The sequence below is a fragment of the Pseudomonas sp. NFACC10-1 genome, from assembly GCF_900119195.1.
In the GTDB taxonomy this organism is placed as follows: Bacteria; Pseudomonadota; Gammaproteobacteria; order Pseudomonadales; family Pseudomonadaceae; genus Aquipseudomonas; species Aquipseudomonas cerasi.
The window spans coordinates 298,741-311,298 of sequence record NZ_FPJB01000006.1; the positions used below are offsets into that span (position 1 = coordinate 298,741).

Genomic DNA, 12,558 nt, shown 5'->3' on the forward strand with positions numbered 1-12,558 from the left:
ATCCGCCGAAAGTGTATCTGCGCTGGCATTTGGCCGTACGGCACTGTCCGGGTTTAAGGGGCCATACACAGCTGGGACGGCAGTGCTTAATCCGCTGCCTACCTGCCAAGAAGGACCTTGAGTCATGCTCGCCTCCAGCGCCGCAACATTCCCATTGACTGCTGCTCAGCGCGACGTCTGGCTTGATCAGATCAGCCGCGGTGACTCTCCGCTTTATAACATTGGCGGCTATCTGCAACTGTCCGGAGCGGTTGACCCGGCAACCCTGCACAAGGCGCTGGAGCAACTGGTTGGTGCACATGAGGCGCTGCGCACGGTGCTGATGCCGGGTGCCGGAGCGGATGGCGTGCCGCTTCAGACTTATGCGGCCTCCATGCCGGTGTCACTGCCATTTTACGACCTCGGCAGCCACCCCGAGCCGGAGCAGGCAGCGCGAGCACTGATCAACGACAACATGCGCCGCCCGTACGTGCTCGACGGCAGCCCGCTACTCGACTTTTGCCTCATCCGTCTGGCGGATGATCGCCACTGGCTGGCAGGCCAGGCCCACCACCTGATTCTCGATGGCTGGGGTTTCGCACAGTTGTTCAAGTCCCTGGGTGAGCTTTACAGCGCATTGATGGCAGGTAAAGACCTCGAACTGGTTGCACCGGGGTACAGCGACTTCATTGCAGACGATGCCCGGTATCAGGCGTCAGAACGCTATTCGCTGGACAGGGCCTATTGGCTGGAGAAATACCGCGATTTGCCGGAGCCGTTGCTGGTGTCGCGCTATCACAACCGCCGGGCGACTGACCCGGCGCCGTCCCATGCCTGGGTGCAGCCGCTTCCCGGCACCTTACATGCGCGCATGAAACAATTTGCCGAGCACCACAACGCCTCTGCGTTTCATGTACTGCTGGCGGTTCTGCATGTCTATTTCACGCGCACTGCGCAACGCGACGAGTGGATTGTCGGGCTGCCGCTGCTCAACCGCAGCGGCGCGCGCTTCAAGGCGACGCTGGGTCACTTCGCTCAGGTCAGTGCCGTGCGCATGGCTTTCGACGACGGGCTGGACTTCGCTGCCTTGGTGGTCGAGGTGCGTGACGCACTGAAACGTGACTTCCGTCATCAGCGCTTCCCCTTGAGCGAGCTCAATCGCAGCCTCGAATTGTCGCGTGAGGGACGGGCGCAACTGTTCGAAGTTTCGGTGTCCTACGAGCTGGAGGACCACGGTTATTGCTACACCGATGCGCAGGCGCGGACGGTAAAAGTGTCCAATGGTTACGAGGCGACGCCGCTGGCCATCCACTTGCGCAGCAACAGTTGCAACGACGATGCCTCGCTGCACCTGGTTCACCACCGTGCCTGGATCGATGACGACGAGGCCTCGTCGATTGCCGGACGTTTGCTGCACGTTCTGGAACAGGGGCTGGAAAACCCGGCTTTGAAGATTCAGGACTTCCACCTGTCTGCACGTGCCGAGCAATTGCAACTGCAGACCTGGAATCAGACTGAAACGGCTGTGGGCGACGAGCAACTGATTCATCGACGCATCGAACAGCAGGCCCGTACTCGCCCCTATGCCGTGGCGGCGATATTCCAGGGGCAACACCTGACCTACGCGCAACTCAACCGGCAGGCCAATGCCCTGGCTCAGCGCCTGATCTACCAGGGCGTACGCCCTGACGATCGCGTGGCAATCGTTTCGCGCCGTGGCCTGGAAACCCTGGTAGGGCTGTTGGCCATCCTCAAGGCGGGGGCGGCTTATGTGCCCATCGACCCGTCGCACCCGCGTGAACGCCTGCATTATCTGCTCAGTGACAGCGCGCCGGTGGTGGTGCTGACCCTGTCTTCGCTGGCCGAGCGTCTGCCGCCGCTGGCAATGCCGCTGATTGAGCTGGACCATTGCACCGGCGGCCAGGGTGCCGAGAATAATCCGCAGGTAGCGGGGCTGGGCAGCGACAATCTGGTCTACGTCATTTACACATCCGGCTCCACAGGCCAGCCCAAAGGCGTGATGGTAGAGCATCGAACCCTGGCCAATCTGGTTGACTGGCACTGTCAGGCTTTCGATGTGAAGGCGGGTAGTCATACTTCTTGCCTGGCCGGCTTCGGTTTTGACGCGATGGCCTGGGAGGTCTGGCCGACCCTGTGTGCTGGTGCAACCCTGCATCTGGCGCCGGTCCAGGACGGTGGTGAGGACATTGAAGCCATGCTCGACTGGTGGCGCGCGCAACCGCTGGACGTGAGCTTTCTTCCCACCCCGGTGGCCGAGTACGCCTTCAGCCAGAATCACGACCATCCGACCTTGCGTACGCTGCTGATCGGCGGCGATCGTCTGCGCCAGTTCACTCACAACCGCCGTTATGCCGTCGTCAACAACTATGGTCCGACCGAAACCACCGTTGTCGCCACCTCCGGTCAGGTGCAGGCCAATGGCGCGCTGCACATTGGCGGCCCCATCGCCAACACCCGTGTTTACGTACTCGACAAGCACTTGCAAGCGATGCCCGTCGGAGTACCCGGTGAGCTTTACATTGGCGGTGAGGGTGTTGCGCGGGGCTATCTGAACCAGCCGCAACTCACCGACGAGCGCTTTGTTGCCGACCCGTTCAGCGATGTCGCGCAGGCACGTATGTACCGTAGTGGCGATCTTGTACGCTGGAACGGCGACGGGACTCTGGATTACCTGGGCCGTAACGACGACCAGGTGAAGATTCGAGGCATGCGCATTGAGCTGGGCGAAATCGAGTCGGTGCTGGCCAGTCTGGACGGTGTGAAAGACGCAGTCGTGCTGGTTCGCGATCTCCATCTGCTTGCCTGGTTCACCGAAACCGCCACGGTCGACACCGACACGCTGTCAGCGGCAATGCGCGCACGTCTGCCGGGCTACATGGTGCCGCGTGCCTTTACCCGGCTGGCGTCGCTGCCATTGACGGCCAACGGCAAACTTGACCGTCGTGCGATGCCCGATCCCGACCCGGCGTACCTGCTCGGCAACGCTTATGAAGCACCACAGGGCGAAGTGGAAATCGCCATGGCGGTCATCTGGGCACAAGTGCTGGGCATCGAGCGCGTAGGGCGGCACGACAACTTTTTCGAACTGGGCGGCCATTCACTGCTGGCCGTCAGTCTGGTAGAGCAACTGCGCAAGGCCGGACTCAAGGCGGATGTGCATGTGCTGCTCAGCCAGCCGACACTGGCCGCTCTGGCGGCATCTCAGACGGACGTCAACACCTTCAAAGTGCCGGCAAACCTTATTCCGGCAGGCTGCAAGCAGATCACTCCGGGCATGTTGAGTCTGGTGGCGCTCGAACAGTCAGCCATTGACCGCATCGTCGCCAGCGTACCGGGCGGTGCTGCCAATGTGCAGGATATCTACCCGCTGGCACCGCTGCAGGAAGGCATTCTCTATCACCACCTGATCGCAGAGCACGGCGATACCTATCTGCTGCAATGGCGCCTGGCGTTCGACACGCCGGAGCGCCTGTATAGTTGGGCCGCGGCCTTGCAGGAGGTTATCGACCGCCACGATATCCTGCGCACCTCAGTGGTATGGCAAGGCCTGGAAAGCCCGCAACAGGTGGTCTGGCGCAATGCCGAGCTGACAGTACAAGCCATCGAGTTCGAGGCCGAAGACCCCGAAACGGCTGTCATCGACCGTCTGCAACGCCAGTTCGACGCTCGTCATCATCGACTGGATCTGACCCAGGCCCCCTTGATGCGTCTGGTGCATGCCCAGCAATCGTCGAGCGGCGAAACCGTCGCCATTCTGCTCTTCCACCATCTGGTGCTGGATAACACGGCGATGGAGATCGTCAGCCGCGAGATGCAAGCGTTGCTGTTCGGCCACCGCTATGACTTGAAAACGCCAGTGCCGTATCGCAACTACGTCGCGCAAGTACGCCTGGCCAATGATGAGGCAAGCCACACAGCGTTTTTCACTGAAATGCTCGGTGACGTCGATGAGCCAACCCTGCCTTTTGGCATACAGGACGTACACGCCGATGGCAGTGGCATCGAGGAGGAGCGACGGGCCCTCGACCCTGAGCTGGCGCTGCGGCTGCGCGAACAGGCACGCCAGCTCGGGGTGAGCGCTGCAAGTCTGATGCACGTCGTATGGGCGCGGGTTCTGGGCGTGCTCGCCAATCGTCGCGACGTGGTGTTCGGCACTGTGTTGCTGGGACGCATGGGCGGTGAGGGCGCTGATCGGGCACTCGGTGTGTTTATCAATACCTTGCCGCTGCGCGTGGATACGGCGCAGGACACTCGTTCAGCCGTCAAAGCGGTCCACACGAAGCTGTCTGCGCTGATCGCTCACGAGCAGGCTTCACTGGTACTCGCCCAAGGCTGCAGTGCGGTGGCATCAGGTTCCCCGCTGTTCAGTGCCTTGCTCAATTATCGCCACAGCGGGGAGGTAAAACCGCAGGACGGCGAAGGGCTCTGGCAAGGCGTGCGGGTGCTCGGTGGCGATGTACGCAGCAACTACCCGCTGACCCTCTGCGTGGACGATCTGGGCGAAGGTTTCGACCTGCATATGCTGGCGCAGCAGGGTATGGGAGCCGAGCGTATCGCTGGCTGGGTGCTCAACACGCTGGAGCATCTGCTGGACACTCTGGAACAGGCGCTGCCGCTGCGGCTGGAGAACGTAGCGATTCTCGATGCGGCAGAGCGCAACCATTTGTTGCTCGATTTCAATGGCAGCGAGCAGCCGTTCCCGCAGGACTGCACCGTGAATGCGTTGATCGAAGCGCAGGCTGCCAGCCAGCCAGACAGCCCAGCGGTGATTCAGGGCGGCCATGTCCTGACCTACGCTCAGCTCAACCAGCGCGCCAATCGCCTGGCCCACCATCTGATGGGGCTGGGCGTCAAAACCGATGAACGCGTTGCCCTGTGCCTGCACCGTGGTCCCGAACGCCTGGTTGCCATGTTGGCGGTGCTCAAGGCCGGTGCGGCCTACGTGCCGGTCGACCCGGTCTATCCGGCTGAGCGTATTGCCTACCTCCTACAGGACAGCGCGCCCCGCGTGGTTCTGACTGAAAACTTGACTCATGATCTGGCCGGCGATACTGCCCGGGTGAACATCGAGCAGGCTGACTGGCCTGGCTCTTCCGGCAATAACCCCTGCGTTGCGGACCTTGATGCGCAAAAACTGGCGTACGTCATCTACACCTCCGGCTCCACCGGTCAGCCCAAGGGCGTCATGGTCGAGCACTGCACGCTGGTCAATCTGGTGCACTGGCACTGTCAGGCGTTCGCTCTGCAGGCTGGCAGTCATACGGCGAGCGTGGCCGGTTTCGGCTTCGACGCCATGGCCTGGGAAGTGTGGCCGGCGCTGTGTGCCGGTGCAGTGCTGCATCTGCCACCGGCCGAAGTCGGCAACGAGCACGTCGATGAACTGCTCGACTGGTGGCTGGAACAGCCACTTCAGGTCGGTTTCCTGCCCACCCCGGTGGCCGAGCAGGCCTTCAGACGCCCGCGCCAGCACCCGACGCTGCGCACGTTGCTGATCGGCGGCGACCGTCTGCGCCAGTTCGACAGCGACCCTGGCTTCGCCGTGATCAACAATTACGGCCCGACTGAAACCACTGTGGTGGCGACCTCTGGTGCCGTGCAGCCGGGCGGCCCGTTGCATATCGGCGGCCCGATCACCAACACTCGCGTGTATGTGCTGGACGAGCAGTTGCAGCCGGTGCCGGTGGGTGTCGTCGGCGAGCTGTATATCGGTGGCGCGGGGGTTGCCCGTGGCTATCTGAATCGTCCGCAAATGACCGAAGAGCGTTTTATTGCCGACCCGTTCAGTGCCGCAACGCAGGCGCGCCTGTATCGCAGCGGCGATCTGGTGCGCTGGAATGCCGATGGCAGCCTCGACTACCTGGGGCGTAACGACGACCAGGTGAAAATTCGCGGCATGCGCATCGAGCTGGGCGAAATCGAGTCGGCGCTGGCCAGTCAGGCCGAGGTGCAGGACGCTGTGGTGCTGGTGCGCGGTGAACGTTTGCTGGCCTGGTTCACCGAAAACGCTCCTGTCGAACCCGAAGCGCTGCGCGAAGCGTTGCGTGCACGTCTTCCCGCGCACATGGTGCCGCTGGCCTTCACACGCCTGGACGCGCTGCCGCTGACCAGCCATGGCAAGCTTGACCGCCGTGCCTTGCCGGACCCGGAGCTGGAAGCGCTGACCAGTCAGGCCTACGAGGCACCCGTGGGTGCAACGGAGATCCTTATGGCTGATCTCTGGGCGCACGTGCTTGGCCTGGAAAAAGTCGGCAGGCATGACAACTTCTTTGAACTGGGCGGCCACTCGCTGCTGGCGGTCAGTCTGGTCGAGCGCCTGCGCAACGCCGGACTCAGCGTCGATGTACGTGTCCTGCTCGGCCAGCCGACCGTCGCCGCGCTGGCCGCATCCGTGGGTAAAGGGCGTGAAGTCCCGACGCCGCTCAATCGCGTTCCGGCCGGTTGCACCCACATCACGCCAGAGCTGCTGAGCCTGTCACAGCTCGACCAGACGACCATCGAGCGCATTGTCGCCACGGTGCCTGGCGGTGCGGCCAATATTCAGGAAATCTACCCGCTGGCGCCCCTGCAGGAAGGCATCCTCTATCACCACCTGACTGCCGAGCAGGGCGACCCGTACTTGCTGCAATTGCGCATGAACGTCGACAGCCCGGAGCGTCTGGAGGCAGTGGCCGCTGCCTTGCGCAAGGTCATCGCGCGGCACGACAGTCTGCGCACGGCGATCGTCTGGGAAGGCCTGGAAACGCCGCAACAGGTGGTCTGGCGCCAGGCGGATCTGCTTGTCGAGCGTGTGACAATGGCGCAAATCGACACCCCGGCGGGCGCGGCGCGTATGGACTTGAGCTGTGCGCCGCTGATCCGCCTGGCCTACTGCCCGGACGCGGAAGGCCCAGGCCTGTCGGCAACGCTGCGCTTCCATCACATTGTGGTGGACGCCACTGCACTCGAAGTCATGCGCGAAGAAATGCTCGCCCATCTGCGCGGCGAGCCGGGCCCGACTCAGCCCGCTGTGCCGTATCGCAACTATGTGGCTCAGGCACGCCTGGGTGTCAGCGAGGCGGAGCATGAGGCATATTTCCGCGAACAACTGGGCGATATAGACGAGCCGACGTTGCCATTCGATCTGCGCGATGTGCAGGGTGACGGCTGTTGCATCGAGGAAGCCCAGCAGGTGCTGCCCGATGCGTTGCTACAGCGCCTTCGCAGTCAGGCACGGCAACTGGGTGTCAGCGTCGCCAGCCTGTTGCATCTGGCCTGGGCGCGGGTTCTGGGCGCGGCCACCGGCAATGACCGCGTGGTATTCGGCACTGTGCTGCTGGGTCGTTTGCAGGGCGGTGCGGGTGCCGACCGTGGTATGGGCATGTTCATCAATACGCTGCCGTTGCGGGTCGATCTGGGCAACCTCAGTGTGCGCGACGGCGCACGTGCCACGCATGCCCGACTGGCGGCACTGCTTGGCCATGAGCACGCATCCCTGGCTCAGGCACAGCGCTGGAGCGGGGTGGCAGCGCCATTGCCGTTGTTCAGTGCAATCCTCAACTATCGACACGCAGCAGGCCAGGCGCGCCAGGATGCGCAGCTCGATGCATGGCAAGGCCTGGAGATTCTGACCAGCGAGAAGCACACCAACTACCCGTTGAGCCTCAACGTCGACGATCTGGGCGACAGCCTGCGTCTGAGCGTTACCGTGCCACCCCGGGTAGGGGCGCAACGTATCTGTGCTTATGTGCAGCAGACGCTGGTGACCATGCTTGACGCCCTTGAAGGCCAGCCGGATCTACCGGTGCAGCACCTGTCGGTACTCGGCGCTGAAGAGCGGCAGCGTTCGCTGGTCGACTTCAACGCCACGGCGATCCACCACGATCTTCAGCAAACCCTGCACGGGCTGTTCGAAGCCCAGGCGGTGCGTACGCCGCAGGCGATAGCCCTGCGCGCCGGACGTGCACAATTGAGCTATCGCCAGCTCAATGAACAGGCCAACAGCCTGGCTCATCACCTGATCGATCTGGGCGTGCGGCCCGATCAACGGGTCGCGATCTGCGTCGAGCGCGGCCTGTCGATGGTGATCGGTCTGCTGGCGATCCTCAAGGCCGGTGGCGCTTACGTACCACTGGACCCCAGCTACCCGCGCGAGCGTTTGCAGTACATGGTCAAGGACAGCACACCGGTCGCCTTGCTGGTACAAGCCGGCACCCGCGATCTGCTCGACGACGAGCACGCCCTGCGGATCGATCTGGACAGCGTGACCTGGGACGCACAGCGTAATCAGAATCCGCGCGTTACCGGCCTGACCGCGGAGCATCTGGCGTATGTGATCTACACCTCGGGCTCCACCGGCACGCCGAAAGGAGTGATGGTCGAGCACCGCAACGTCAGCAACCTGGTGCAGTGGAGCTCGGTATTGTGCCCACCCAGCTCGGACACCGTCTTGCTGCAAAAGACCCCGATCAGCTTCGACGCCTCGGTCTGGGAGATCTTCTGGCCACTGAGCAGTGGTATTGCGCTGGTGCTCGCGCGTCCTGACGGCCAGCGCGATCCTGCCTACCTGGCGCAAGTGATTCAGGAACGCCAGGTCAGCGTGGTGCAGTTCGTTCCTGCGCTGTTACAGCAGTTCCTCGATCTGCCGCAGAGCAGCGCGTGCAGCAGCCTGACCGACGTGGTCTGCGGGGGCGGTGAGCTGACCGTGGAGATGGCCGCGCAGCTACGCAAACGTTTGCCAGAGGTACGCCTGCACAACGTGTACGGCCCGACCGAAACCACCGTCGATTGCAGTGTCTGGACGCTGCGACCCAACGAAGCTGTGCCGGACAGCGCCTTGCCTATCGGGCGTCCGATCAGCAACACGCGGCTTTACGTGCTCGATGCCCATGACCAGCCCGTACCGCAGGGGGTTATCGGCCAGCTGCATATCGGCGGTGCCGGGGTGACGCGTGGCTACCTGAACCTGCCAAAGACCGACGCCGAGCGTTTTATCGACAGCCCCTTCGTGACGGGTGATCGCCTGTACCGCAGTGGCGATCTGGTACGCCAGCGGGCAGACGGTAACCTCGAGTTCCTTGGCCGCAACGACGATCAGGTGAAGATCCACGGATTGCGTATCGAACCGGGCGACATTCAGGCCTGCCTGATCAACCATCCGCGTATCGAACAGGCAATCGTTCTGGTGCGCGACGAGCAACCGGGCGGGCAGCGGCTGGTGGCCTATTACACCGGCACACAGCTGCCGGTCGAGACCTTGCGTGAGGTGCTGCGCGCGCAGTTGCCGGATTACATGGTGCCCGCACTGTTCGTGCATCTGGATGCCATGCCCCTGAGCCCCAACGGCAAGCTGGATCGCAAGGCGCTGCCTGCGCCCGGGCAGGATGCGCTCCTGACCCGCCCTTATGAAGCACCGCAAGGCGAAACCGAAGCCTTGCTGGCCAGGCTCTGGAGCGAACTGCTCGGGGTTGGGCAGGTCGGCCGTCATGACAACTTTTTCGAGCTGGGCGGTCATTCGCTGCTGGCGGTGAGTCTGACTGCGCGCCTGCGCCAGGAAGGCATCGAGGCCGATGTACGGGCGCTTTTCGAACAACCTACGCTGGCGGGCTACGCAGCCATCACAGAGAACATGGAGATTACCCTGTGAGCATCAACGAACTCTTGGCGACACTCAAAGCTCACGAAATCCACCTGACGGTCAAGGACGGTCAATTGGTGGTACAGGGCAATCGCCGTGCCTTGACCGAGAACGGGCTACTTGAACATCTGCGTGAGCATAAGCCGGCGCTGATCGAGCTCATCGAACAGGGCGATTATCAGAACGGCAAGCGCGGCGCACCGGCATTGCCAGCCAACGGCATCGAACAGGGTTGCGAGCTAATCACCCCCGCAATGGTGACGCTGGTGGACCTTGATCAGGCGGCTATCGACCTGTTGATGGACGCGATACCGGGAGGTGCCGCGAATGTCCAGGACATCTACCCGCTGGCGCCGCTGCAGCAGGGCATTCTTTACCACCACGTCACCGCCACCCAGGGCGATCCCTATGTCATGCAGGTGCAATTCGCCTTTTCCGATCAGGCACGTCTGAACGCGTTCGCCGAGGCGTTGCAAACCGTCATTACCCGGCATGACATTCTGCGTACGTCGGTGCACTGGAAGGGGCTGGAAACCCCGGTGCAGGTGGTCTGGCGCCACGCTGAACTGAAGGTCGACCGCTCGCCGCTCGCGGCAGACCTGACGATGGACCTGGGCCAGGCGCCGCTGATGCGCCTGGTCTGCCATGCCCCTGCGGCAGGGCAACGGGTCGAAGCTACGCTGCTGTTCCACCACATTGCCATGGACCACAGTGCCCTTGAGGTGGTGCGCCATGAAATACAGGCCTGCCTGTCAGGGCAAGCCGAAATGCTGGGCGTACCGGTACCGTTTCGCAACTATGTCGGACAGGCGCTGCTGGGCGTCAGCGAAGCTCAGCATGAAGCGTTTTTTCGCGAAATGCTGGGTGATCTCGACGAACCGACACTGGCCTACGGCCTGCAGGATTTGAGCGGTGAGGGAGATGCCATCGAAGAGCACAGCGTCACGCTCGATCAGCAGTTGTGTCAGCGCCTGCGCGCTCAGTCGCGAACCCTGGGCATCAGTGTCGCCAGCCTGTTCCATCTGGGCTGGGCACGGGTGCTGGCGGGCCTCGCCGGACAATCGCAGGTGGTATTCGGCACCGTGCTGATGGGACGCCTGCTGGGTGCCGAAGCCACAGAGCGGGCGCTGGGCATCTTCATCAACACATTGCCGCTGCGCCTCGATCTGGCTGAGCAGGGCGTGCAAGCCGCAGTGCGCGCCACCCATCAGCGCCTGACCGCGCTGATGCGCCACGAACACGCACCGCTGGCACTGGCGCAGCGCTGCAGTGGGGTAAAGGCGCCGACGCCGTTGTTCAACGCGTTGCTCAACTACCGCCACAGTGCGCCGGCGCAGGCGTCCGGTGAAACATGGCAAGGCATTGAAGTGCTACAGGCTCAGGAGCGCAGCAATTATCCGCTGGTACTGAGCGTCGATGATCTGGGTGAAGCCTTTGGCTTGACGGCACAAGCCACCGCAGGCATCGACCCGCAAAGCATTTGCGCCTATATGCAATGGACCATGGAAAGCGTGGTCGATGCGCTGGAGCAGACGCCGCAGATGCCGGTCGAACAGCTTGATATCGTGCCTGCCAGCGAGCGTGCGCGGTTGTTGCTGGACTTCAATGACCGACGTGCCGACTACGAACGCAGGCTGACGATTCATCAGCGTATCGAACAGCTGGCAGAGCAGCAGCCTGACGCCATTGCCGCACGGGTAGGTGCACAACACCTGAGCTACCGCGAGCTGAACGCGCGGGCCAATGCGCTCGCCAATCATTTGCTCAGTCTTGGCGTACAATCCGATGACCGTGTGGCGGTGGTAGCGCGGCGCAGCCTGGAGACGCTGGTCGGCTTGCTGGCGGTGCTCAAGGCCGGTGCGGGCTATGTGCCGGTCGATCCGGCGCACCCGGATGAGCGCATTGCCTATCTGCTCGGCGACAGCGCGCCGGTTGCGGTATTGGCTCAACCGGCGTTTGTCGAACGCCTGCAAGGGTTGGGCCTGGCGGGATTGAACACCCCGCTGATCGAGCTGGACCTGGCAAACTGGCCGGAGCAGCAAGACAATCCTCATATCGCCACGCTCGATGCGACCCATCTCGCCTATGTGATCTACACCTCGGGCTCGACCGGCCAACCCAAGGGCGTGATGGTCGAACACCGCTCGCTGAACAATCTGATCGACTGGCACCGTGAGGCCTTCGATCTGCACGCGGGCAGTCATACCGCCAGTGTGGCGGGCTTCGGTTTCGACGCCATGGCCTGGGAAATCTGGCCGGCCTTGTGCGCCGGGGCGACGCTGCACCTGCCACCGGCCGAAATCGGCAATGAGCAGCTCGATGCGCTGCTTGACTGGTGGATCGCCCAGCCACTGCAGGTCGCTTTTCTGCCCACTCCGGTGGCCGAATACGCTTTCAGTCGCAATCTGCGTCATCCAACCCTGCGCACGCTGCTGATCGGCGGTGACCGGCTACGCCAGTTCCATCGCGATCCCGGCTTTGCGGTGATCAACAATTATGGCCCCACCGAAACCACGGTGGTCGCCACCTCCGGTCGCTTACTACCCGACGGCAGCCTGGACATCGGCAAACCGGTCGCCAACACCTCGATTTACCTGCTTGATGAACGCCAACAGTTGGTCCCGCTCGGGGTACCGGGCGAGCTGTATATCGGCGGCGACAGTGTCGCCCGCGGTTATCTGAATCAACCGCAACTGACAGCAGAACGCTTTATGCATGACCCGTTCGCCGGGCAACCACAGGCGCGCATGTACCGCACTGGGGATCTGGCGCGCTGGAATGCTGATGGCACCCTGGAATATCTGGGTCGTAATGACGATCAGGTGAAAATTCGCGGGGTGCGCATCGAGCTGGGAGAAATCGAAAACCAGTTCAGCCAGTTGCCGGGTATCGAGGAAGCACTGGTACTGGCTCGTGAAGACGAACCGGGGCAACCACGGCTGGTG

Annotated in this window: 2 protein-coding genes (1 of these 2 only partly in view); both read left to right on the top strand. The window is 62.8% G+C overall.

The features are described 5' to 3' along the window. Nucleotides 1–124: 124 nt before the first annotated feature. Entirely contained in the window at nt 125–9,622 is a 9,498-nt protein-coding gene (locus BT119_RS18745) for a non-ribosomal peptide synthetase (protein WP_072366601.1), read from the top strand. Further along, nucleotides 9,619–12,558, top strand: partial view of a non-ribosomal peptide synthetase gene (locus BT119_RS18750; RefSeq protein WP_072366603.1) — the start only. 14,841 nt of this gene lie beyond the right edge of the window; the window shows 2,940 of its 17,781 coding nt (coding positions 1–2,940); it begins with the start codon at nt 9,619–9,621; its stop codon lies beyond the right edge, outside the window. Before BT119_RS18745 ends, BT119_RS18750 begins: the two co-directional genes overlap by 4 nt.

Coding starts and splice junctions, on each gene's coding strand:
- BT119_RS18745 (WP_072366601.1), top strand. CDS start 125: ATGCTCGCCTCCAGCGCCGCAACATTCCCATTGACTGCTGCTCAGCGC.